At 56.0% G+C, this 21,741-nt stretch carries 24 protein-coding genes; 9 read left to right on the top strand and 15 right to left on the bottom strand.

Annotated features, from left to right (window positions below):
* The first annotated feature begins 81 nt into the window (after nucleotides 1–81).
* Nucleotides 82–342: a hypothetical protein gene (locus tag AB8818_RS09855; protein WP_163330371.1), complete on the top strand. Its 261-nt coding sequence runs from the start codon at nucleotides 82–84 to the stop codon at nucleotides 340–342.
* A gap of 23 nt (nucleotides 343–365) precedes the next feature.
* Here AB8818_RS09855 and AB8818_RS09850 read toward each other — a convergent pair whose 3' ends face one another.
* Together AB8818_RS09850 and AB8818_RS09845 are read right to left on the bottom strand one after the other, a co-directional pair.
* Complete coding sequence (locus AB8818_RS09850) at nucleotides 366–560, bottom strand: hypothetical protein (protein WP_116341771.1); 195 nt, start codon at nucleotides 558–560, stop codon at nucleotides 366–368.
* Nucleotides 535–963 (bottom strand): hypothetical protein, encoded by a 429-nt coding sequence (locus AB8818_RS09845; RefSeq protein WP_116341769.1) that lies wholly within the window; start codon nucleotides 961–963, stop codon nucleotides 535–537. The genes AB8818_RS09850 and AB8818_RS09845 overlap by 26 nt, the downstream gene beginning before the upstream one ends.
* Nucleotides 964–1,234: 271 nt before the next feature.
* Between AB8818_RS09845 and AB8818_RS09840 the strand changes: the two genes are divergently transcribed.
* Nucleotides 1,235–2,149: a hypothetical protein gene (locus AB8818_RS09840; RefSeq protein ID WP_163330372.1), complete on the top strand. Its 915-nt coding sequence runs from the start codon at nucleotides 1,235–1,237 to the stop codon at nucleotides 2,147–2,149.
* 79 nt (nucleotides 2,150–2,228) lie between these two features.
* Here AB8818_RS09840 and AB8818_RS09835 read toward each other — a convergent pair whose 3' ends face one another.
* The 13 genes from AB8818_RS09835 to gspG form a co-directional block, all read right to left on the bottom strand.
* Nucleotides 2,229–3,785, bottom strand: a complete 1,557-nt coding sequence (locus AB8818_RS09835; protein ID WP_192984655.1) for a hypothetical protein — start codon at nucleotides 3,783–3,785, stop codon at nucleotides 2,229–2,231.
* A 127-nt stretch (nucleotides 3,786–3,912) separates the two neighbouring features.
* Nucleotides 3,913–4,401 (bottom strand): type II secretion system protein, encoded by a 489-nt coding sequence (locus tag AB8818_RS09830; RefSeq protein WP_163330374.1) that lies wholly within the window; start codon nucleotides 4,399–4,401, stop codon nucleotides 3,913–3,915.
* Nucleotides 4,388–4,750: a type II secretion system protein gene (locus AB8818_RS09825; protein WP_080442026.1), complete on the bottom strand. Its 363-nt coding sequence runs from the start codon at nucleotides 4,748–4,750 to the stop codon at nucleotides 4,388–4,390. The genes AB8818_RS09830 and AB8818_RS09825 overlap by 14 nt, the downstream gene beginning before the upstream one ends.
* Nucleotides 4,737–5,213: a type II secretion system protein gene (locus tag AB8818_RS09820; protein ID WP_061099126.1), complete on the bottom strand. Its 477-nt coding sequence runs from the start codon at nucleotides 5,211–5,213 to the stop codon at nucleotides 4,737–4,739. Before AB8818_RS09820 ends, AB8818_RS09825 begins: the two co-directional genes overlap by 14 nt.
* On the bottom strand, nucleotides 5,213–7,006 hold the full coding sequence (locus tag AB8818_RS09815) for a secretin N-terminal domain-containing protein (RefSeq protein WP_370552286.1): 1,794 nt from the start codon (nucleotides 7,004–7,006) through the stop codon (nucleotides 5,213–5,215). The genes AB8818_RS09820 and AB8818_RS09815 overlap by 1 nt, the downstream gene beginning before the upstream one ends.
* Nucleotides 7,007–7,098: 92 nt before the next feature.
* Entirely contained in the window at nucleotides 7,099–7,611 is a 513-nt protein-coding gene (locus AB8818_RS09810) for a hypothetical protein (RefSeq protein ID WP_163330376.1), read from the bottom strand.
* Nucleotides 7,608–8,126: a hypothetical protein gene (locus tag AB8818_RS09805; protein ID WP_163330377.1), complete on the bottom strand. Its 519-nt coding sequence runs from the start codon at nucleotides 8,124–8,126 to the stop codon at nucleotides 7,608–7,610. The genes AB8818_RS09810 and AB8818_RS09805 overlap by 4 nt, the downstream gene beginning before the upstream one ends.
* Nucleotides 8,110–8,625 (bottom strand): hypothetical protein, encoded by a 516-nt coding sequence (locus tag AB8818_RS09800; RefSeq protein ID WP_192984651.1) that lies wholly within the window; start codon nucleotides 8,623–8,625, stop codon nucleotides 8,110–8,112. The genes AB8818_RS09805 and AB8818_RS09800 overlap by 17 nt, the downstream gene beginning before the upstream one ends.
* A complete protein-coding gene (locus tag AB8818_RS09795) occupies nucleotides 8,603–9,319 on the bottom strand; it encodes a hypothetical protein (protein ID WP_116341753.1) in 717 nt (238 codons plus the stop codon). Before AB8818_RS09795 ends, AB8818_RS09800 begins: the two co-directional genes overlap by 23 nt.
* Nucleotides 9,303–10,922, bottom strand: a complete 1,620-nt coding sequence (locus tag AB8818_RS09790) for a GspE/PulE family protein (RefSeq protein WP_116341751.1) — start codon at nucleotides 10,920–10,922, stop codon at nucleotides 9,303–9,305. The genes AB8818_RS09795 and AB8818_RS09790 overlap by 17 nt, the downstream gene beginning before the upstream one ends.
* A complete protein-coding gene (locus tag AB8818_RS09785) occupies nucleotides 10,922–12,091 on the bottom strand; it encodes a type II secretion system F family protein (RefSeq protein ID WP_116341749.1) in 1,170 nt (389 codons plus the stop codon). The genes AB8818_RS09790 and AB8818_RS09785 overlap by 1 nt, the downstream gene beginning before the upstream one ends.
* A complete protein-coding gene (locus AB8818_RS09780; protein ID WP_166710209.1) occupies nucleotides 12,088–12,552 on the bottom strand; it encodes a lytic transglycosylase domain-containing protein in 465 nt (154 codons plus the stop codon). Before AB8818_RS09780 ends, AB8818_RS09785 begins: the two co-directional genes overlap by 4 nt.
* A gap of 2 nt (nucleotides 12,553–12,554) precedes the next feature.
* Nucleotides 12,555–12,974, bottom strand: coding sequence for a type II secretion system major pseudopilin GspG (gene gspG / locus AB8818_RS09775; protein ID WP_116341745.1), 420 nt, complete (start codon nucleotides 12,972–12,974; stop codon nucleotides 12,555–12,557).
* A 404-nt stretch (nucleotides 12,975–13,378) separates the two neighbouring features.
* Here gspG and AB8818_RS09770 point away from each other — a divergent pair, with 404 nt between their 5' ends.
* The 7 genes from AB8818_RS09770 (at nucleotide 13,379) to AB8818_RS09740 (ending at nucleotide 21,737) form a co-directional block, all read left to right on the top strand.
* On the top strand, nucleotides 13,379–15,208 hold the full coding sequence (locus AB8818_RS09770; RefSeq protein ID WP_116341743.1) for a glycosyl hydrolase family 18 protein: 1,830 nt from the start codon (nucleotides 13,379–13,381) through the stop codon (nucleotides 15,206–15,208).
* 365 nt (nucleotides 15,209–15,573) lie between these two features.
* Nucleotides 15,574–16,293, top strand: coding sequence for a FadR/GntR family transcriptional regulator (locus tag AB8818_RS09765; RefSeq protein ID WP_116341741.1), 720 nt, complete (start codon nucleotides 15,574–15,576; stop codon nucleotides 16,291–16,293).
* On the top strand, nucleotides 16,290–17,303 hold the full coding sequence (locus AB8818_RS09760; protein WP_116341739.1) for an ABC transporter ATP-binding protein: 1,014 nt from the start codon (nucleotides 16,290–16,292) through the stop codon (nucleotides 17,301–17,303). The genes AB8818_RS09765 and AB8818_RS09760 overlap by 4 nt, the downstream gene beginning before the upstream one ends.
* Nucleotides 17,300–18,382, top strand: a complete 1,083-nt coding sequence (locus tag AB8818_RS09755) for an ABC transporter ATP-binding protein (protein ID WP_192984649.1) — start codon at nucleotides 17,300–17,302, stop codon at nucleotides 18,380–18,382. The genes AB8818_RS09760 and AB8818_RS09755 overlap by 4 nt, the downstream gene beginning before the upstream one ends.
* A 2-nt stretch (nucleotides 18,383–18,384) precedes the next feature.
* Entirely contained in the window at nucleotides 18,385–19,899 is a 1,515-nt protein-coding gene (locus tag AB8818_RS09750) for an ABC transporter substrate-binding protein (protein WP_192984647.1), read from the top strand.
* Between the two features lie 18 nt (nucleotides 19,900–19,917).
* Nucleotides 19,918–20,859 carry an ABC transporter permease gene (locus AB8818_RS09745; protein ID WP_028012068.1) on the top strand — a complete coding sequence of 314 codons (942 nt, stop codon included), beginning with the start codon at nucleotides 19,918–19,920 and terminating at the stop codon, nucleotides 20,857–20,859.
* 2 nt (nucleotides 20,860–20,861) lie between these two features.
* Nucleotides 20,862–21,737 carry an ABC transporter permease gene (locus AB8818_RS09740; RefSeq protein WP_116341735.1) on the top strand — a complete coding sequence of 292 codons (876 nt, stop codon included), beginning with the start codon at nucleotides 20,862–20,864 and terminating at the stop codon, nucleotides 21,735–21,737.
* Nucleotides 21,738–21,741: the final 4 nt, after the last annotated feature.

Below are 21,741 nucleotides of genomic sequence, written 5' to 3'. Positions count from 1 at the left end.
TACTTTTGTAAACAGGGGGGCATAAGCCCCCCTGAATCCTACCTGTCGAATATTTGTTTACGGAGTACAGGGATAAAATTAATGAATAATGTTTATCCTGAAAAGCAAGCATCACTACTCATCGGTGATGCAGCCACGCATTTATCCTTGCAGGGTATTAATATTGATCATGTTTCGCTCAGTCATTACCTGAGTAAAAAACTTGAGTATGCCAGGCGTATTGATGATTGCTTGTATGCTGAGGTGATTGGTATTGCACTTGCAATGTTGAAGGAAAACGCCAGGCCAGCCGAACGGTTCTGTTATAACGATGAGGCGTGTCGCGATAAACCTGTCGCTTAAAAGCATGGCGTGTTATTGCATTATCAGTCCTGCCTTTTGTTGCCTCGGGCAATTTTCACTTGTTCAGCAAAATCCAGAGCTTCTTTATAATCAAAACTACGCGTTCTGGCGTTATGCCTGCCGGGTAACGGTGCCGGTATTTTAACGCCGAACAGCTTTCCCGTTGTCATCAGCGCATAAACTAATTCAGCCTCACTCACGTCGGCCATCTTTGCCATAATATTCGTCCTGATACAAAAACTTAATTTCACCTGCCTTCCTCCTTTTATAATGTTCAATAATATTGTCGAGATTGGGGAGCATAAAGTTCATGGCATCAATGGTGTCCCGCCAGCCCGCCAGGGATTCATTTGCTTTTACATACCATGCATGCTGCTCGCTCCGGGGGAGATGGCCGGTGATCAAAACAAGCATGTCGGGTTTTATTCTCCTGATGAACTCCAGATACTTCACCAGATGCGTCTTCGTACCAAATGTGTCTGCATCAACAATGCAGAGCATTTTGTCTCGGGCGATAAAGTAATAGCGTGCTAGTTCCGCAAGGCCCTTTTCGAATAAAAAAGAGTTCGTCCGCACACAAACCCGAATTTTTTCAGGAGTCTGTTTAATTGATTGATCCATCTTTTGTCTCGCTTATTATGGCACAAAGTATGAGATGGCTTTCAAGCCTACTCTTCCAGTCTGAATACTGGCAAGGCAGTATATTCATTCCTCAGAATAAAATAAGGCGGAATGAGTCTTGCGATTAATAAGAATTGTCTCTGCATCCGTGAGTTAAAAACAAATAAATGATGATTTTATTCAGAGTCATGTTTTACTGCCTGATACATTAAGGTATGGTCACTGTTGAGCAAATTTGTACTTTTTTATATTTCTCAAAGAGGACATTTTCATGACAAAGACCGTCGTAGCATTAGCCATGCTTAGCGCTTTTTCAACGGCATCAGTACTTGCCAGTGACTACGCGCGAATGATCAATATTGAAAACCCTGACCATCTGAAAATCAGGGTTCAGAATGCTATTTATGAAGAGGGTTACGATAGCGATTTTATTCCTCATGTCTGGTTTGGTAACGAAGATAACGGCGTGATGAATATCATTGTCGATAATGGTGCGGTGCTGAACGAATCTATTGAAAACGGCCTTAACTGCAACTATGCCATGATTGTCAGTAAAGACAACGGCGTCAACTTACAGGCAAACGGGAAAAACTGTCGTTATAAGAAAAAGAGTTACCGTTCCATTAACTCTCCGGTGATCACCATTATTAATGATTCATCTTTAACGCTTCGCCCCTATTTTTCCGTTAACGGGAATGATTTTTTTGCTGCCGCCAGCGCGATCATCCCCAACGGGATCCGCATGTTCACCGGGGACAGTGGCGACTGGAAAAAACAGGGCGTTCGCCACGGGGATAACCTGAAAGTGAAGTTTAGCTACACGCTGGCAGAGTCGGGTTCGCAAAAAGAGGTCGTCTGCCCGTCTCTTGATACCTTAACGGAAAACCGACTTTATCGCCTTCAGGGCGGTGAGCAAAATGCGCTCTGCGTCCTTGAGAGTAATGAGATTCACATTAAAAACGATCGTATTGTTGCCGGATGGAACAAACCTCTGACCAAAGCAGAGCTGCTGCAACGGATCGAAGCCACCGCCGCAGACGATGATGTCATCATTGATATGCCAGATGATAAATTCAAGGCCCTCTTTACCCAGCCGGATGAATATAAAATCCCGCTGAAAGCAGGGGATGCAAAGGCGACGATCACATTAGTGGTTATCAAAGGGACCATTCCCATCGCGCAGTAAAAACCGAAATAGGTTAGCGAAAAGCTAACAAGCCGTCAGGCAACATCTCAAAGAGCATGTTGCCTGACGCGTCATAGTCTTATGGAATGGCGGTCATCACCCATTGTGGTCGATATTTTTGCTCCCCACCTTTGATACCACACCAGGCCATTAGCGGGTCGGTAACAGCGCCAGTTTTTTCATAGAGTAACATTGTACTGCTCTCCGGGTTGGGTTCGGATGCTTTAACCCCTGCGGGTAGCCACCATTTGCAGGCAAACTGGGAAACATCGGGTATGGAGCCCGGATCCGGAATGACCTGCGCCACATTGACGCTCGCATAACCTTTCAATGATTTCTGAGCGGCAGCCACCTGGTCATTGATGATAAAAGACGTATCGGGAATCGCGCCATCAGGAAAGAATGCTTTAATCTGCGGCCAGATCCGGGCAATCGGCATTGCCTGGTTATAACCATTCACCAGCTCACCGCTGGTACTGAGTGCCAGAACGCGCTGCGTGTAGTTATCGATCAGCGGCGCACCTACGCCCGGCTTCATAGGGTTGTTCTTATTACCCATATCGTTGTTGTATGTGCTACAACGATGCCGGAACTGACCCGCTTCGCGGTCGTATAGCTCAATAGCACAGTGGGTGCCATCTGACTTATTCACTGCAGCATACAAACGCGCATTATCTTTTTTAAACTGCGCCTGCGGCAGATAAAATTCGGTTTTTTGGGTGGCAATGTCGTTAGCCTTCGTCTCATCTCTTGGATCAATTCCTAAATAACCCAGTGATTTGACAAAATCTTCCTGCGCTTTATCGCCCGCAAAATCTAACGACAATAAACGATATTTACCGTCTCTGCTGGATGACTTGCCAAACGCTTTCACTTTGGCCGTTTTCTTTATCTGATAACTGGTACAATCATTTGGATTGACCTCAACCTCCTGAACAAACCAGACCTCTGTGGTTCTCACCTTTTTATCTTCTTTTAACGGGAAACTGCTTAATACCAGCAGGTCACCATCAACCCCTTTTTCGCCGATGCGCCATCCGGTATTGTAATGCGGTTTTTCTCGGTCATAGGTATCGCGGATCACCGCGACGGGTTTTGTATAGTTATAGATAAAAGGTGAGTCTTTAAAGCAGGAGTGCGGGAGCGGGTTTTTGTCACCCGGAATGATATTAAACAATGACATATCCTGAAGCGCTGGCTCGCCCCTGACCTGGAAGGCAATTTCGGCCTGTCGGGAAGAGGGAAGTGCAGAACCATCGGCAGCTAACAACCGTACCGTTACGCTATCACCAAAGATGGATAATGCATCGAAACTGACATGGTGCTCATCTGAGCCGCTCAGAATTTTCTCAGCCGCATAACGGTAAACTTCGTTGTTATTTTTACCTGCAATTTCCACTATCGCATCGGCGGGCAGGTTAGCATACGAGATATGGACATCAAGCAGCGCCGCATCTTCTATAACAACCGTCTCCTGCGTTTTATTTTGATTAAGATAATTATCAGCGACCTCCAGTGGGGTATTCGTTACATGATTATTTACCGTTATTGCCTGCTTGCCTGCAAATACAGGAAGGATGCTTTGAGATCCCACGGCCAGTGAAATAAGAAGGTAAGCCAGTCGTTTTTTTGGCATATACGCACTCTCCAGTTTGTGTATTTCCGCACGTCCAGAGTGACGATCAATAACATGCCCGCCATGGCCCCGCTGGTAAGAAAAAGATATATTTTTATGATATTGTGTCTAACACCGTATTATTCCATTAGCGACCACAGGCCGCAGGCAGCGGGGCCTGCGGATCGCTCTCTACCTGAAATTTCCAGTCGTAATACGTTTTGGCTTTGGCAAACTGTTTTGGATCGTGACGAAAGCCGGTTTTTTTCCGTGGTGTACCTTTTCCGAGACTGCGCACGCCAATCCATCGCCCCTGAGGGTCGAGGATCATTCCCCAGTTTTTACTCCCGGTTAGCGGGTCGGCGTAGTGCTGGCGCAGGTGATAAAGCGGTTTTCGCCCGCGTTTATCAATAAGTAGCTGTTCAAAACGCACGGGAAAACAGCCATCACCGTTGCCGCGGTAGGCTTGTATTGCTGCGCGGATTTGATCGCCGCGAAATAAAAGCTCAGCCTCCTGCTGCGCCTGATAACGCATCTGCACCTCGTCGCGGCTTTTCAGCAGCGACAACGCCAGCGTGGAGAGCGCAATCAGCAGCAAAAGATAGGTAAAGCCTCCCTGTTGTTTAATCGAACGCATCGGGATGATCCTGCCCGGGTTTAGGTGGCGTCTCGACGTCAATAATTTGCCCTTCGTCATCGGTCTTCGCTTCCCAGATATCGCGGCGGTTGGTGATCGGATCCAGCGGCATCTGGCGCAGGTAACCGGCCTCGATCAGATCCTCCAGGCTGTATGGCCCCGCCAGGCGATCGCGGCGGTAGTGATCGATCGCGCTGCGCAGCGCATGCAGGTTATGCTCGCGCACCACCTCTTTGGCTCTGTCCGCGTGCTGGAAAAATCGTGGGGCGACAAGGGTCATCAATGTCGCGATGATTGCCATCACCACCAGCAGCTCGATGAGCGTAAAACCTTTTTCACCATTGCGCATAGGGCACTCCATTCAAACCGCTGGCCGTACTGGTGCTGCTGACATCAAACACGTCTTTCCCTCCGCCGCTGAAATCGCCGGGTGGCTGTGTGGATGCGCGTAACCGCCAGGTCTCTTCATCATTTTTTCCCTCGCAATCGCACATCGGATCGCGCGGAATATGGCGCAGAAAGTAGATCATCGCGCCAGTGGGCGACGTCTTATCCCGCACGCCTTCCACCAGGCTTTTTAGCGACGGAGGGTATCCGGATTCGCTGGTTTTTTTCTCAATGATGCCGTCCACGCTTGCCTGGTGATAACGGTCAATGGCATCGCGCAGCGTGCGCAGCGACTCGCGTAGCTGCGTCTCCTGCTGCCGCTGGTGGTAGTTACGCATCAGCGGCGCTGCGGCAGCGGCAAGCGTGGCGAGTAGCGCCAGCGTGACGATCATCTCAATCAAGGTAAAACCGCGCTGGCGCTGCATTACGATGCTCCGTTTTCCGTTTCAGACTCATCGAGGATCGGTGGCGGCAGGGTTGCCGCGCGGTCAGGGAAATGAGCCGGCGGCGCAAGCGCCGGTGCGGTAAACCCGCTGCCAGGCTCGTCGCGCTGCAGGTCGCGCAGCTGGATGCTGTCGCCCGTTAAATCGTCGCTGCCCATCTCAATGGTACTGACGTGGCTTCCCGGTAAATCGAGGTTGCGTTCGATGGTCGGCGTAATTAACAGCACGACCTCCGTGCGCTCTTTATTGTCGGAATTGCTGCTAAACAGGCGGCCCAGCCCTGGGATGTCACTTAATAATGGCGTTCCTTTTTGGGTCGTGGTTTCATCCTGCTTGATCAGCCCTGCCAGCATCTGGGTCTCGCCGTTCATACTGCTGAGCGTGGTATTGGCTTCGCGTTTCGTGGTGCGGTAATACTTTGCGCCGTTCTCACCGGGTTCCTCGGCACCCAGGGCACTGAGCGTGAACTTCACCTCCATTGAGATATTGTCATCCATACTGACTTCCGGAGTGACTTCCAGCTTCAGGCCGACATCCTGATAATCCACTTTCTGTTGCGAAATACCGTCGTTGACGGTTGTGGTCAGTACCGGGATAGTTTGACCAATATCGACCAATGCTTTTTTATTGTTTTTCACCCGGATCCGCGGGTTTGCCAGCACTCTGGCGTTGCTCAACACCTTTTTCATGTCAATGGTCATATTGTCGACATCGACCATGATATTTTTGGCGCTCAGGTCGCCCAGCGGGATCCCACTTCCCTTTAAATCACCGTCTTTACTTTTGGCAAAACCCGCGCTGATGGTTTGCGGCAGCTTCACGCCAAGCGCTTCAAGATCGTTGGTATTCACCTCCAGCACCTCAACGGCCAGCGTGACCTCCGCTTCAGGCCGGTCGAGCGTCACTAACAGGCGCTCCGCTTTTTCCACGCTCTCTTTTGGCCCGCGCAGGGTGACGGAGTTGGTTCGCTCATCAACGTGCACATCCTTCAGCTTGACCATGTTGCGCAGGGCGACATTGACATCTTTCGCTTTCGCGTAGCCCAGGAAGATGGTTTTGACGACCACGTCACGATAGATCTTCTCTTTTTGCGCGGTAGCGGGGTAGATCAGCAACGTATTGCTGTTCAGCACTTTTTTCCGCAGGTTATTCGACAACAGCAGCACGTTGATGGCATCTTCCGCAGTGGTGCGTTTGGCGATAAGGCTGCCGGTGGTGCTGGAGGAAATATCTTTATCGAAGATGATATTGACCCCGGTCATCTGGCTGATGGTGTTAAAGATGGCCATCAGGCTGTGCTCGCGAAAATTAAGCGCAATCGTTTTTTGCAGCTCCCGGTTCAGACGCTGCTCCGGCTGGTTGATCCGTGAAACCTCACGCATCAGATGATCGCGCAGGGCGCGCGCCTGTGGCCAGTTAGGGTCCTCTTCCAGCACCTGCTGGATTTTGTGCAGCGCGCGTGCCGGGTCGCGGGTGCTGTTAGCCACCGCCTCCTTATACAACGCGTCCAGCGCTCGACGGGCATCGAGTTTACGTAGCCCCTGCAGGGCGCGCAGATTGCCGGGCTCATAGGTAAGCGCATCGCGCCACATTTGCGTCGCCAGGGTGTAGTTGTTCTGACGCACCGCGAGATCGGCATTTTTCAGGTAGTCATTTACCAGCTTTTTGCTGATATCAGCCTGCTCGGCGCGAAGCGCAATATCCTGCGGACTGGCGATGCGCTGTTGGTCTATTTCCTTCAGCCGCTTTACCAGTACCTGTGGCGAGGCGGTCACCGATTCCCGGGCTGGAGGCGCCGCACGTTGTGCACAGCCGCTCAGTAGCGCGCATGACAACAAAAAAGTGAGAGCAATTGTTTTTTTCATGATTAATGTGTCGGTTCCGATTGCAGTTCATCCAGTTCCAGCCGCTGCTGGGTATGGGTGGGCTGCCATTCAAACAGGAGGTGGTCGTTCGCCACCGCTTTTAAAATCCAGTTGTTGACCGGCGAGCTACCGATCCAGATCCTGCCGTCCGCTTTGCAGCGCTCGCAGACCGGCCAGGTCTCTTTGCCATCCGTCAGCACAACGATCCTCTGACGGTTTTCCCACCAGGCGCCGAGAAGCTGGAACGGTAGCGGCGGTGCGGTCGGTATCGCCTCTTCAGGCCGATCGCTGTCCGGCTGCTCTTCTGCCGCGTCTTGCGCCCTGCTGTGTGGGGTTGAAAAGAGATCGACGCGCGTTGGGTGAGCCGTCTCAGGCTTTGCCGGCGCGGGGCGCGGGCGTGAGACCGGCTGCACCTCAGGCGGCGCTTGCGATATCTCTTCATCGGCAAACTGGCTCCAGAACACAGCACCGGCTGTCAGCACCAGTGCGAGCTGTAAATAGCGCGGCAGTTTCATGGCGACTCCTTCAACAGACGAAGCTGCACGGTGGCGCTGAGCTGGCTTTCCGATGGCCCGGCGCGCCGCAGGCTTAGCTGCTCAATGCGTAACGGCAGGGTGCGGCTCAGCGTTTCCAGCGCGTCCACCAGCGGCAGATATTCACCGCGCAGCGGAATATCCAGCCGTAGCGCGGTTTTACCGTCGTCGTTTTCCAGCTGGTAGCGGCTGGCGTCCACCTTCATTCCCCGGCTCCTGAGCTGCTCAAAAATGAGCCTGACCTGCTGATATTCTCCGAGGCTGATGCGGTTCTGGAGTTCCGGCTGCTGTTTATCCAGCGGCAGCGCGGTTTGTAGCTGCGTCTGGATCCGGGCAAGGTTCTCCTGCAAATGAATGGTGTGCGGCCGCACGCCGCCCAGCCATAACACCAGCAGCCCAGCGGGAAGCCCGGCGAGCACGAGCGGAAGCGTTCCGATGCGTCCGGCAAACAACGCCGCCTGCCAGCGCAGCACGGCGGATTTATTCTGAAGCCGCATGGTGCTCCTCCGTCGTCACCTTGACGTCGAGTACCGCGTTAATCGGCCAGGCGGGATCGCCCTGCGCCGACTGGCGATGGTTCTCCAGCACCACATGCGCGGGCAACTGCTGTAGCCGCTCGCTAAAGGCGAGCAGGGCGTCAAGATTGCTTGCATTCACTGTCAGTCGCGCATCGCCTTTACTGGCAATGACGTCAATGCTCAGTAGCGCAATATCAGGAGTTAGCACGCTGCCGATGTTGTCCAGCAGTTTGATAGCCGGTGGGACGGCCTGTAGCTGCTGAGACATGCGCAACCGGCGCTGCTCTGCTTCACGCAGCTGGCGCAGAGCCTGCTGCCGTTGGGCGAGCTGCTGCTGTACCTTCGACGTCTCCAGCTCAATGCGCTGGTGCTCAAACAGGCCATACACTACGGCGCTGGCGAGCGGTAAACAGAGGAATCCGGTTAACAGCAGCGTGCGTGCGGCCCACGGGGTGCTACGCGTAAACAGCGGTGCCATGTAGACTCTCCTGTAGCGCGACTTCCTGGTGATGCTCGCCGTCGGTATGAATGACGTAGCCTGGACATTCCTGCATTCCGCTTAGCCGGGCGATAACCCGCAGCTGGGCGTCCATCTCCTGCTGTGGAAGAGTCAGTGTCCAGACGTCACGCCAGCTGTGATGCTGACGGCTGGCAATCCGGCTATGGTGGGGACTCATCGCCACAAACAGGCCGTTTTCCGGCAGGGCGCGGGCGAAGTGGCTTAAAAGCTTTTGAAACGGCGTGACAACCCCGCGAAAACGCAGCCGCTCCCGACGCGCCAGCGCGCCAAGCAGATGCCAGCAAGGTTGCTTCAGGCACGCGGCCAGCGCCGACTGCTGCCAGTTCAGGGTCTCGAAGCGCACCAGCCAGTCGACGGGCGGACTCGCGCGATGAACCGCCTGTTGTCGGGCGAGTTGGAGCAGCTCCTGCGGTGTGGTCACGCCGTCATGCCAGGGCTGGATTAAAAACGTCAGATCGTCGGTATCGAGGTGAAATTCCACCGCGTCACGCCACGGTAAGGCGGCGGGGCGCAGGCGCAGCAGCGTTTCGAGCGCGGCCTCCAGAGGCTGATCGGGCTGGCGTTCATGCGTGGCAAGTACCACATTGTTGCGGCGCAACCGCACTGCATGAGGCCAGATGTCGCACTGCCAGGTGTTAGTGAGTGATAACACGGTTCACCTCCTCCCAGGTGGTTTTGCCTTCGACCACGGCGCGCAGCGCGATGGTTGAGAGCGGAACAAAACCGTCATTCAGCGCCACCTCCTTTAACTTGCGCCGGGGCGAGCGCGCCAGCATTGCTTCTTTCATCGCATCACTGAAATGCAGCACTTCCGCCAGCGCCAGCCTGCCGCGAAAGCCGCTGTCGCGGCAGGTATCGCAGCCCCGCCCTCGACGCCAGCGGGGCGTAAGCTGCTGTAGCGGGCCGGATTGCCACGCCGCGAGAAGGTCATCCGTGGGCGTGGTGTCATCAATACAGTCCGGGCAAATCTGGCGAACCAGCCGCTGCGCCACGACGCCGTTAAGGGCGGTGATCAGGCTGGCGGGCTCGACCTGCATATATAAAAAACGTTCCAGTACGCTAAAGACGTCATTGGCGTGAACCGAGGAGAGCACCACGTGGCCGGTGAGCGCCGCCTGCACGGCAATGCCGGCGGTTTCGCCATCGCGGATCTCACCCACCAGAATGATGTCCGGGTCGTGACGCAAAATGGCGCGCAGGCCTCGGGCGAAGGTGAGCCCTTTTTTATCGTTGACCGGAATTTGCAGCACGCTGTTGAGCTGGTACTCCACGGGATCTTCAATGGTGATGATTTTGCATTCACCGCTGTTGAGTTCGCTGAGTGCCGAATAGAGGGTGGTGGACTTCCCGCTCCCAGTAGGTCCGGTGACGAGCACCATACCGTGGGGCAGATGGGTTAACTGACGAATGGCGCCCAGCGTGTGCTCATCAAAGCCGAGCGTCTCCAGGCGCAGGTTTTGATCGTGTGATTTATCCAGCACGCGCAATACGGCATCCTCGCCGTACACGCCCGGCATAATGGACACGCGAAAATCGACGGGACGCTGGAGAATTAACGCCTTAAAGCGTCCGTCCTGAGGCGTGCGCCTTTCGGAAATGTCCATACAGCTCAATACCTTGAGACGGGAGATCACCTGTTCCGCCTGCTGAAGCCCGGCGCAGTGGCGAATGCTGTGCAGGACGCCATCGATGCGGTACTTCACCATCAATCCATCCGCTACGGCGCAAAGGTGAATATCGCTGGCCCGGCTTTGCAGGGCATCAAACAGCGTGGCGTTAACCAGCTTAATGACGGCATGGGGTTCACTGGCAATGGCCGCAGGGGTGATCTCCAGCCACCGGGCCTCTTTATTCTCTTCACTCTGCTGCTGTTCCAGCTGATCGAGCGTGCGCTGCTGTTTGGCGAGCTCATCAAGCCGGGCATTAAGCTGAGAAAGCGGAGCCAGCGCGGGTAACGCATTCACGTTATAGGCCCACTGGCGCAGCGCCAGCGAAAACGGATCGCCCAGCGCAACGTGGAGCTGACCGTTCACGCGCAGCGGCAATGCCCGCTGGCTGAGTGATTCGGTCAACGGTACGGCTTCGAAATCCTCTTCGCTGTCGGCGAGCTGTGTGGGTGAGAGCGGCGTGAGCCCCAGGGAACCGGCGGCTTCTTCTAACGCGCCGGGGAAACTGTCCAGCAGTTCCGCCAGGGCCTGACAGCGCTGCTCGTCCGGCAGGTCGAAAAGGGGGTCTACAGACGGTGAGTGAGACATTATTGCAATCCTCCTGCCAGTTCAAAAATGGGCATGTACAGTAAAAACACGACGAGCCCAACGATGCCGCCAACGACCATCATCAGAATCGGTTCAAAAATTTTGCTAAAGGTTTCAATCGCGCGTTCCAGCGATTCATCATAAAAAGCGGCGATCCGCTCGCACATGGCAGGCAGTTCGCCGCTGCGCTCGCCGACCTGCAGCAGACGGCTGGCGACAGGAGTCGTCATCTGCTGGGCTTCCAGCATGCGGGAGAGCGACTCGCCGGCGGCGACGTCGCGGATAACCTGTTCAACCTGCTGACGATGCGTGGCGGGCAGGATCTCCCGGCTCAGCATTAACGCATCAGGCGCGGGGAGGCCGCCCTGCAGCAGCAGGCCCAGTGTGCGGTAGAAACGCACCAGCACAGAAAGCTGATGCTGCTGGCGTAAGGCGGGAATGCGCAGCAACAAACCGAGCGCACGCTGGCGCAGGCGCGGGCTACGCACCGCCATCACGATGCCTGCAACCGCTGCCGCACAACCGGCCAGCAGCAGTGAACCATGGGTTTGCGTCAGACGTCCCCACCAGAGGATAAGCTGTGCGCTGGCGGACGGGTTCTTCATCCCGTCAAACACCACGGAAAAACGCGGAATAATAAAGCCGAGCAGAAAGAACAGAATTATCCCGCCGGCGGCGATCACAATCGTCGGATAGAGCAGGGTTGATTTAATCCGCTTGCGCAGAATTTCCATTCTTGATTCGTAAAACTGAAAACGCTTTAGCGCTTCGGGTAAGTGTCCGGTTTGCTCAGAAGAGGCGACGGTATTAATCAGCAGAGGCGGAAAGAGCGCCGGTAGCGCCATCATCGCCTGGGATAGCTGTGCTCCTTCATAGAGCTTTTTAACCAGCGTATCCAGAACCAGCGAGGTACCACCGTCGCGGCTGCTTTCGCGCAGCGCTTCGACGGCCTCGACCACGACCAGCCCGGCTTCCAGCAGGGCGATAAGCTCCTGCAAGAACAGATTCAATGGAAAGCGTTTCTCCTTGCGGGCAGGACGTTCCTGTACCTGCAAAACGATGCCGCCGGCGGCAATAATGCGGGCGCTGGCATCATCAGGCGACGCGGCAAGCACGGTTTGATTGACGCGCTTCCCCCCCTGAAGGATGGTGACGATATATGGTTTCATTTTGGCGACAGTGTATGGCTCTGCCTTTTAAGGCGGGCATAATGCGGAGCCACTTTTTTTATATATTGTTGACGAAGCGCGCGGCGCTGCGGCGTATTTGCCGTTCCGGCGTTATATGCGCCCACCGCGTCCCAGGTATAACCAAAGCGCTGGATTTGACCTGCCAGGATCCAGGCGCCGGTCATGACACTTTGGCAAGGGTCGGTCAGCAGATCTTTTTGACTAATACGAAATTTACGCAGCGCATCGAAGTGAATGCTATTGATCTGCATCAGCCCGACATCCAGTGAGCCATCACGGTTTTTGTTGATGGCCCGCGTGTTGCCGTTGGATTCCACTATCGCTATCGCCTGTAATAGCTCTGGCTCAATACCGTAACGTTCTCCCGCCAGCTGCCAGCAATCGGCGCGGCATGAAAATACGCTGAAGATAAACAGCGAATATAAGGACAGGCGCAGCATGTTCAGAACCCGTACGTGACAGGCTTACCGTCTTTACCGCCGGAGGTAATTTCAACTTCATTAATAGCGTCTTTTGTCCGGGCGGGGTTATGCCACTGGTACGGATTGCCCCAGGGATCTAACGGCACATGCTGGCTGAGATAAGGGCCATTCCAGTTTTGTACGTTGGACGGTTTTTCGGTCAGTGCTTTCAGCCCTTGCGTTTCACTTGGATAACTGCCGGTGTCGAGGCGATATTGCCCTAGCGCCTCCGCAAGTGAGCGCATCTGTCGGGCAGCGGTTTTCTCTTTAGCCGAGTCGACATTGGAGAAGACCTTAGGTCCGACGAACCCTGCCAGCAGCGCAATAATCATCAGTACGACCAGCAATTCAAGCAGGGTGAAACCACCCTGTTTTCGCATCACGTTTGTTGCGTATTTCATTGAGAGCGTCCTTATTGGATATAAGTTGTGATTAATTTCTGAATTTTCCCTGAAAAAAGAGAGGGCACACAGGTATGCCATCTTTTTTAATTAGTGAAGATGGGAAAACTAAATAAAGAAGCGTCTTACAGGATGCGAGAATTTTCCCCGGCTGTCGTTGAGGTATTTATTATAAATACGAGAGATATTTCTGAGTGAAGTCGTAGGTTTTTGATGGAGTTCAATATACATCGAGCAAATAAATATAAATAACGCGATTTTTTTTGGCAAAAGAAATTTCTTATTTAACGCGGACGGATTCCTGATTCGCCACTCTTTAATCCCCAACGATCTCAGCGCTAAAAAAAAAGACAATTTGAGAGGTAATCCACAGGACTATCATCACAAAGCAATAAGGAACTTTGATGAAAAAACTTACATTATCTCTGTTAATTGGTAGCGCATTAATGGCGCAGTCGGCTTTCGCGGCGCAGGCACCGCGAGCGGTCACCTATCTGACCTCCTGGGGGGTTCCGGTTGAGTCCGTTGAGGATATGAAAGAGGTGAAAGCGGATACGTTCCTGCTTTCATTTGGTGGCTGGGATGCAAGCGGTAAGCTGTCCAGTTCAGATAATATTGTTGCAGTACCACAATATGATCCCTGGTACATTAATGCGCCAGCCTATGTCGTGTGGAGTCAGTTGAAGCTGGCGCATCCGGAGAAAAAAATGATGCTGGCGCTCGGCGGTGAGACTTATTCCTCCATGTGGTCTTATCTGAATAACGCGCAAACGCGAGAAACGCTGGCGCAGAATCTGGTGAATCTGCTGAATACCAACTTCCCGGTGTATAAAAAGAACCTGAAGCCGGAAGAGATGGTCGGCGAATGCCTGAGCGCCGACTGGCAAGGCAAATGTAATATGGCGAACTACCAGAAGGCGGGTACCGTTCAGCTTGACGGCATCGATTTTGACTTTGAAAAACCCGAGCGCGTCACGCCAGAGGAAAACGCAAACCTGCTGGATCTGGCTGAACGGGTTCGTAGCAAGCTCAATGCGTCCGGCAGCAAAAAGCTGCTGAGCCTGACCACCTATCACGTTGGTGCTGACCCGGAGAACTGCGCAAACAGTGCGGTAACCGAGAATTGTTCCTTCGTTGAGGCGGCTCGCTCTTCACACCACGGCGAAGTTCTGCCGCTGCTGACGCAGGGGAAAAACGTTTTCGATTTCTTCAACGTCATGGCCTATGACGCTGGCCCGCGCTTTAAGTATGACGTGGCGATGGCCAACTACGCCCGGGCGGTGGGGGATAAGAGTAAAATTGTTCTCGGCCAGACTATCAACTCCCAGTGGGGGCCAGAAGGCCGCTTTGTTGAGAGCCGGCAGAACAACGTAAACCGTGCGGGATGGCAGGCGCAGAACGGCTATGGCGGTTTCTTTATCTGGACATTGGGTTCAAACGATCAGCAGCTTTCCATGTCGCAGCAGGTTGACTACTTCAATGAAATGAAAGAGCGCGCGGACCTGATGTCGCCCGAACGCCCGCAAGACACCGTCGCGCCAACTGCACCAACAGGACTGAAGGTGCTGAACAATGGCTTGACGATCACCCTTGCCTGGCAGCCCTCCACCGATGACCATGGCGTGGTGGGATATGACATCTACCGTAATGACAAAAAAGTCGGAACTTCAACGGACACCCAGTGGACCGATAGTGCGGTTGAAACCGGTGGTGTGGTGTACCGCTACAGCGTGAAAGCACATGATGCAGCGAACAATATTTCCGAAAGCAGCAACGTGGTTGAGGTTGAAACCGTCCAGGTCGAAGAGGGACGCCCGGGCGCGCCAACCGGTCTGACCCTGGTTTCTTCGACGGAAAACAGCCTGACGGTGAAATGGAATGCGGTAGATAAGGCGGTGAAATATCGCGTACTGCGCGATGGTGCGGAGTTGCTTACCGTGAGCGAAACGCAGATTTCCGACAGCGGCCTGCGCGCGGGAACGACTTACAGCTACCAGGTAATCGCCGAAAATGCCAAAGGTCATCAGTCTCTTGCGAGTGCGCCGCTTAAAGCCACGACGAAAGAGGGTTCAGTGACGCCTGAGCCGGAAGGCGAGTGGAAAGTCGGTACGAGCTATAAGACCGGAGAAATCGTTACCTATAACGGCACACAGTATCGCTGCGTGCAGGGTCATACGTCTCAGTCCGACTGGACTCCTTCAGCGGTTGCGACGCTTTGGCAGCCTGTACCTTAATCTTTCGCGGCCCTCGCAAGGGGGCCTTTTTCAGGCGTGAGCGCGACTTACCAATTACTTTTTGTTAACTAATTGTTATCATTTATAGTGCAATAAATTAACATAAGCGCTGTTTTGGTGCAATAATTGCACTGTTTTTGTGCGTTTTGTGTTCTTTTCTGGTCTCTGCCGTCTTCGGAACCCGCCTGCATCTGTAACACTACGTTGCTGTAACCCCTTCATTTACTGTCGTTTTTCAAAATCCATTTTGAACCAATACAAAATTGGTTCGTTTATTGCTTAATCATTAGCACGATAAGTAGCACCTCATATCAATAACTTATCGTTCATAACAAGAAAATAATGATGATAGTGAGCGAACCAATATGGAAAAACCGTCACGGTTTCTGGCCAATTCCAGCACCGCGCTTGAGCAGCTGCGCGGGCTAATCAACCAGCATGAGTCAACACCAGGCATTCCGCTGCCCACGGAACGTGAGCTGTCGGAAACACTCGGCGTAGGACGACGCGAAGTGCGTCGCGCGCTGGACGTGCTGGAAGAAGAGGGGCGGATCTGGCGTAAACAGGGGAAAGGCACCTTTATTGGTCCGGCTGCCCCGGTTGAACCGCTGGCCCTTCAGGGATTGGTTCAGCAGACCAATCTGCTGGAAGTGATGGAAGCTCGTATACAGATCGAACCCGGCTTAGCCCGGCTTGCGGCACTGCGTGCCACCAGGGAAAACCTCGCGCTTATGCAGCGCATGCTGGAACGCATCGACAAGGTCAGCCCGGATGACCGCGATCTCAACGAACTGTGGGATAGCGCCTTTCACCGCGCCATTGCCGAGGCGGCGGGTAATCGCCTGATGCTCGGTCTGTTTGATGCCATTGATGCCGTGCGGCGCGAACCCGGCTGGCAGCATCTGCGTGAATTGGCCCGCACGCCCGAACGTGTCGACAGCTACAACGACCACCATCACAAGATCATGTCCGCGATTATCCATCGCCAGCCTAATGAAGCAGCGGCCGCCATGCGCGAACACCTGCTCAGCCTGCAAACCGCCCTGATTCAGGCGATCCATCTTGAGGACGACTTCACGCTATGACGACGATCCCGTTTAAGGACTCCGCGCCTGTACTCCGGCTGAATAATCTCAACGTTAAATTTTCCGGCTCGCCGGTCAGCGTCCTGGACGGCATTTCCCTGACGGTCAAAGCGGGCGAAACGCTGGCGCTGGTGGGCGAGTCCGGCTGCGGAAAAAGTATCACCTCACTGGCGCTGATGGGGCTACTGCCCGCCAGCGCGCAGATCGTCAGCGGCGAGATGCAGTTTCGCCGCCACGACCTGCGCAAGCTCTCGCCGCGGGAGTATGCCGACCTGCGCGGCAGCGAGCTGGCGATGATATTCCAGGAGCCGATGACCTCACTCAATCCGGCGTTTACCCTGGGGGATCAGCTGAGCGAAGCGGTGATGCGGCACCAGAACGTTTCGCGCGCCGAGGCGATGAAGGTCGCGCTGCAGATCCTCGAGAAGGTACAGATCCCGGCGGCGGAGATGCGCCTCAAGGCGTATCCGCACCAGCTTTCCGGCGGCATGCGCCAGCGCGTGATGATTGCGATGGCGCTGATCAACCATCCTAAACTGCTGATTGCCGATGAACCGACCACCGCGCTGGACGTCACCATTCAGGCGCAAATCCTGACCCTGCTGAACACCCTTAAAGAAGAAACCGGCACGGCGGTGCTGATGATCACCCACGATTTGGGCGTGGTGGCAGAAGTGGCGCAGCAGGTGGCGGTGATGTACGCCGGGCAGGTGGTGGAGCAGGGAAGCGTGGAGGCCATCTTTGCCGACCCGCAGCACCCGTACACCATCGGCCTGATGGGCTCGATCCCCTCCCTGGGGGCACGCAAAGGCCAGCTCTCCACCATTCCCGGATCGGTTCCGCTCCCGGAGTCCATGCCGAAAGGCTGTCGTTTCGCGACACGCTGCCCGTTTGCGCAGTCGCGCTGCCATGATGAAAAACCGCAGCTCACCACGCTCGGCGCGGGCCATCAGGTTGCCTGCTTCCGCGTGCCGCTCGAACACCACATTGCCCTGGGAGAGACCGCATGATCACGCCCATTCTTGAAGCCCGGGACCTCAGCAAGCTTTTCCCCGGCCCGAAAAAACTCTTTTCTCCGGCCCGGTTTGTCACGGCGGTCGATCGCGTTTCGCTTGCCGTGATGCCGGGCGAAACGCTGGCGATTGTCGGCGAGTCCGGCTCCGGGAAATCCACCCTCGGTCGTCTGCTGCTGCGCCTGCTGGCCGCCAGCGAAGGGCGCGTGTTTTATCAGGGGGAGGATATCACCGACGCCTCCGGCGCCCGTCTGAACCAGCTCCGGCGCGAGCTGCAGATTATCTTCCAGGACCCTTTTGCCTCGCTGAACCCGCGCATGACGGTGGAGCAGATCGTCGGCGAGCCGCTGTGGCTGCACCAGAACATGAAGAAAGCGGATCGTCAGTATCGCGTCGCGGAGCTCCTCAAGACCGTTGGCCTGCCTGCCGCCTGGGCCGGGCGCTATCCGCACGAGTTTTCCGGCGGGCAGCGCCAGCGTATCGGCATTGCGCGCGCGCTGGCCTCGGGGCCAAAGCTGCTGCTGGGCGACGAGCCGGTTTCCGCGCTGGATGTGTCGGTGCAGGCGCAGGTGGTCAACCTGCTGGAGAGCCTGAAGCACCAGCTGGGGCTGACGATGGTGATTGTCGCCCACGGTCTGGCGGTGATCCGCCACATGAGCGACCGCGTGGCGGTCATGTATCTTGGGCAAATCGTTGAGCTTGCTACCGTCGACGAGATCTTTGACGCACCGCTGCACCCTTACACGCAGGCGCTGATCGCCTCGGCTCCCCAGATGCAGCCCGGCGTGGAACGCGACGCGCCGCTGCTGCAGGGGGATCTGCCGAACCCGGCTAACCCGCCGTCCGGCTGTCGCTTCCACACCCGCTGCCCGTACGTCACCGATGAATGCCGGCAGGTCGAGCCGATTAATCAGGTGCTCGACGGCGGGCGTCAGGTTGCCTGCCACCGCTGGCAGGACATTAATCGCGATCGCAGCGTTATCCAGATCGCACCGCCATCCGCAGCCTTTCTGCGCCGCCGCGCGCTGTTTGAACACGCGGCTACTCACTCCTCCCTTCCTTCAAGGAACTCATGATAATGACAATGCGTAATTCTCTTTTGACCGTACTGGGAAGTGTTATGTTGCTTGGCGCGGCGCTGCCCGCCCATTCTGAAAGCGTGCTGCGGATCGGTCTGGGGGCAGACCCGGACATGCTCGACCCGCATCTGGCGCGTACCTACTATGGCCGCTTCGTCTTTGCCTCCCTGTGCGACAGGCTGGTGGACGTCGACGAGCACCTGAAGGTGGTGCCGGGTCTGGCGAAATCCTGGGCCTGGAGCGAAGACGGAAAAACCCTGACCATGGATCTGCGTGAAGGCGTGACCTTCCACGACGGTGAAAAATTCGATGCCGCCGCCGCGAAATACAACCTCGACCGCGCCCTGACCCTCAAAGGCTCCCTGCGTAAAAGCGAGATCTCTTCCGTGGAGTCGGTAGAGGTCACCGGCCCGATGCAGATTGCACTGCACCTGAAAACCCCTGATGCCGCGCTGCTGATGCAGCTTACCGACCGTGCGGGCGCGATGATGGCACCCGAAGCCGCGAAGAAGCCTGACTTTGCCGCCCATCCGGTCTGTTCCGGCCCGTATAAGTTCGACAGCCGCGTGTCGCAGGACCGCATTGTTCTGACCCGCTTCGACAATTACTGGAATAAAGACGCCTACCACTTCGACAAAATTATCTATCTGCCGATCCCGGACGCCTCAGTGCGCCTCGCGAACCTGCGCGCGGGCGATCTCGATCTGACCGAAGGCATCGCCGCCAGCGACGTTAAAACCGTCGAAGCCGACAGCAAGCTGGCGCTGGCGAAGATAACCGGTCTGGGCTATCAGGGCATCACCTTCAACATCAACAATGGCAAGGTCCCGGCGAACGATCCGTTCAGGGATGCCCGCGTGCGCGAGGCGTTTTCTCAGGCTATCGACCGTGAGGCGTTAAATCAGGTGGTCTTTGAAGGCCTCTACACCCCGGCAAACCAGGCGTTTTCTACGGTGAGCCCGTATCACGTCAACCTGCCGGTGCCACCTCGTGACGTCGAGAAGGCCAAAGCGCTGCTCAAAGCCGCAGGCGTCACCGCGCCGCTGACCGTCAACCTGCTGGTGCCGAACAACCCAACCTCGCAGCAGGTGGGACAGGTGCTGCAGGCGATGGTTGCTGAGGCGGGCTTCACGCTGAACCTGCAGATGACCGAATTCGCCACGCTGCTGGATCGCCAGCAGAGCGGTGACTATCAGCTGAGCTTCTCCGGCTGGTCGGGACGCCCGGACCCGGACGGCAGCATCTACGGCTTTATCCACAGCAAAGGTACCCTGAACGACGGCCGCTACAGCAACGCTCAGGTCGACGAGTGGCTGACCCAGGCGCGCCAGAGCACCGACCAGGCCGCGCGCCAGCCGCTGTATGACAAGGTGGTGAAGCAGCTGCAAACCGACATGCCGATTGCCTACCTCTACTTCGAGCCGCGCATTTTTGGCCTGAACAAAAGCGTGCAGGGTTTTAAGCCGTACCCGGACGGCATCGTGCGTCTGGCCGGTTTGACGCTGGCGAAATAAAGGTCCTGAGGAGAACCCATGCTGGAACTGATTTGCAAACGTCTGCTGCTGGCCGTCCCGACGCTGTTGCTTGTGAGCATGATGGTGTTCGGCCTGCAAAAGCTGCTGCCCGGCGATCCGCTGATCGCCATGGCCGGGGAAGAGCGCGATCCGGCGGTGATCGCCCAGCTGCGCGCGGAGCTGAACCTGGATGCGCCGATCCCTGTGCAGTATTTCCACTGGCTGACGCGGGCGCTGCAGGGCGATCTGGGCGTCTCCTTACGCACGCACGAACCGGTGACTGAGCTTATCGCCAGCAAGCTGCCGGTTACGCTGGAGCTGTCCCTGCTGGCGATGATTATCGCGCTGGTGTTTGGCATTAGCATGGGGATCCTCGCGGCGGTGAATAAAAACAGCTGGGTCGATCACGGGGCGAACTTCGTGGCGATCTCGGGGATCTCGATACCCCACTTCTGGCTGGGGATCCTGCTGATTCTGGTCTTCTCGGTGAACCTGCAGTGGCTGCCCGCGTCCGGCTACGTGCCGTTCAGTGAAGATCCGCTCCAGAACCTGCGCACGCTGCTGTTGCCCGCGTCCGTGCTCGGAACCGGCCTCGCGGCGACGCTGATGCGCCACACCCGCGCGTCGATGATTGCGGTGCTGAAGGCTGACTATATCCGCACCGCCCGGGCTAAGGGGCTGCTGCCGAAAGCGGTGATCCTGAAGCACGCGTTTCGCAACGCGCTGGTACCGGTGATCACCCTCACCACGCTGCTGTTCGGCGAGCTGCTGGGCGGCGCGGTACTGACCGAGCAGGTCTTCACCATTCCGGGCTTTGGCAAGATGATCGTCGATTCGGTGTTCAACCGTGACTACGCGGTGGTGCAGGGCGTGGTGCTGATCGTGGCGATCGGCTTTCTGCTGCTCAACCTGCTGGCCGACGTGCTTTACGTCCTTATCAACCCGAAAATGCGAGGTTAACGATGGCGGAACTGACGACGCAAACCGTTGCGCCCGCGCTGCCGCGCGCGGAAAACCGGGTGCTGAAGAAATTCCTCGCCAACAAAAGCGCGGTGATTGGCGCGCTTGTGGTGGGCTTCTTTGTGCTGGTGGCGCTGCTGGCTCCGTGGATTGCCCCGTTCGATCCGGTCAAAGCCAACTTCCTGGCGGTGCGTAAAGCGCCGTCGGCGATGTACTGGTTCGGCACCGACGAGCTGGGACGCGACATTTTGTCCCGCATTATCTGGGGGGCTCGCACCTCGCTGATGGCGGGCTGTATGTCGGTGGTTATCGCCGTGGTCATCGGCGTGCCGCTGGGGCTGGTGGCGGGCTACTTCCAGAAGATGTGGGACGGCGTGATATCGCGCTTTATCGAGGCGCTGCTGGCCTGTCCGTTCCTGATCATGGCGATCGCGCTGGGGGCGTTTTTAGGCCCGAGCCTCACCAATGCCATGATCGCCATCGGTCTTTCGGCAATGCCGATCTTTGCCCGCCTGACGCGCGGGCAGGTGATCGCCATCCGCAACGAAGAGTACATCGACGGCGCGCGGGCGATTGGCCTGCCGGATCGCTGGATCATCATTAAATACGTTTTGCCAAACGTGATGTCGCCGATCCTGGTGCAGGCCACGCTGGCCATCGCCTCGGCGATTATCGCCGAAGCCAGCCTGTCGTTTTTAGGGCTAGGGCAGCAGCCGCCCAATCCGTCCTGGGGCTCCATGCTCAACACCGCGAAAGGGTTTCTTGAGCAGGCACCGTGGATGTCCGTTTTCCCCGGCGTGGCGATTTTTCTTGCCGTGCAGGGCTTTAATTTACTTGGCGACGGGCTGCGCGATGCGCTCGATCCGCGCCATGACTAAGGAG

The sequence above is a fragment of the Enterobacter sp. KB-280D8 genome (assembly GCF_041399405.1).
GTDB lineage: Bacteria > Pseudomonadota > Gammaproteobacteria > Enterobacterales > Enterobacteriaceae > Enterobacter > Enterobacter cloacae_N.
The sequence above is the reverse complement of the archived record's forward strand: the minus strand, read 5'-3'. Positions and strand labels throughout refer to the sequence as shown.

Coding starts and splice junctions, on each gene's coding strand:
- AB8818_RS09780 (WP_166710209.1), bottom strand. CDS start 12,552: ATGCTGCGCCTGTCCTTATATTCGCTGTTTATCTTCAGCGTATTTTCA.
- AB8818_RS09760 (WP_116341739.1), top strand. CDS start 16,290: ATGACGACGATCCCGTTTAAGGACTCCGCGCCTGTACTCCGGCTGAAT.
- AB8818_RS09755 (WP_192984649.1), top strand. CDS start 17,300: ATGATCACGCCCATTCTTGAAGCCCGGGACCTCAGCAAGCTTTTCCCC.
- AB8818_RS09855 (WP_163330371.1), top strand. CDS start 82: ATGAATAATGTTTATCCTGAAAAGCAAGCATCACTACTCATCGGTGAT.
- AB8818_RS09830 (WP_163330374.1), bottom strand. CDS start 4,401: ATGCGTTCGATTAAACAACAGGGAGGCTTTACCTATCTTTTGCTGCTG.
- AB8818_RS09845 (WP_116341769.1), bottom strand. CDS start 963: ATGGATCAATCAATTAAACAGACTCCTGAAAAAATTCGGGTTTGTGTG.
- AB8818_RS09820 (WP_061099126.1), bottom strand. CDS start 5,213: ATGCAGCGCCAGCGCGGTTTTACCTTGATTGAGATGATCGTCACGCTG.
- AB8818_RS09740 (WP_116341735.1), top strand. CDS start 20,862: ATGGCGGAACTGACGACGCAAACCGTTGCGCCCGCGCTGCCGCGCGCG.
- AB8818_RS09800 (WP_192984651.1), bottom strand. CDS start 8,625: ATGGCACCGCTGTTTACGCGTAGCACCCCGTGGGCCGCACGCACGCTG.
- AB8818_RS09835 (WP_192984655.1), bottom strand. CDS start 3,785: ATGCCAAAAAAACGACTGGCTTACCTTCTTATTTCACTGGCCGTGGGA.
- AB8818_RS09785 (WP_116341749.1), bottom strand. CDS start 12,091: ATGAAACCATATATCGTCACCATCCTTCAGGGGGGGAAGCGCGTCAAT.
- AB8818_RS09790 (WP_116341751.1), bottom strand. CDS start 10,922: ATGTCTCACTCACCGTCTGTAGACCCCCTTTTCGACCTGCCGGACGAG.
- AB8818_RS09750 (WP_192984647.1), top strand. CDS start 18,385: ATGACAATGCGTAATTCTCTTTTGACCGTACTGGGAAGTGTTATGTTG.
- AB8818_RS09765 (WP_116341741.1), top strand. CDS start 15,574: ATGGAAAAACCGTCACGGTTTCTGGCCAATTCCAGCACCGCGCTTGAG.
- AB8818_RS09850 (WP_116341771.1), bottom strand. CDS start 560: ATGGCAAAGATGGCCGACGTGAGTGAGGCTGAATTAGTTTATGCGCTG.
- gspG (WP_116341745.1), bottom strand. CDS start 12,974: ATGAAATACGCAACAAACGTGATGCGAAAACAGGGTGGTTTCACCCTG.
- AB8818_RS09805 (WP_163330377.1), bottom strand. CDS start 8,126: ATGCGGCTTCAGAATAAATCCGCCGTGCTGCGCTGGCAGGCGGCGTTG.
- AB8818_RS09840 (WP_163330372.1), top strand. CDS start 1,235: ATGACAAAGACCGTCGTAGCATTAGCCATGCTTAGCGCTTTTTCAACG.
- AB8818_RS09825 (WP_080442026.1), bottom strand. CDS start 4,750: ATGCGCAATGGTGAAAAAGGTTTTACGCTCATCGAGCTGCTGGTGGTG.
- AB8818_RS09745 (WP_028012068.1), top strand. CDS start 19,918: ATGCTGGAACTGATTTGCAAACGTCTGCTGCTGGCCGTCCCGACGCTG.
- AB8818_RS09770 (WP_116341743.1), top strand. CDS start 13,379: ATGAAAAAACTTACATTATCTCTGTTAATTGGTAGCGCATTAATGGCG.
- AB8818_RS09810 (WP_163330376.1), bottom strand. CDS start 7,611: ATGAAACTGCCGCGCTATTTACAGCTCGCACTGGTGCTGACAGCCGGT.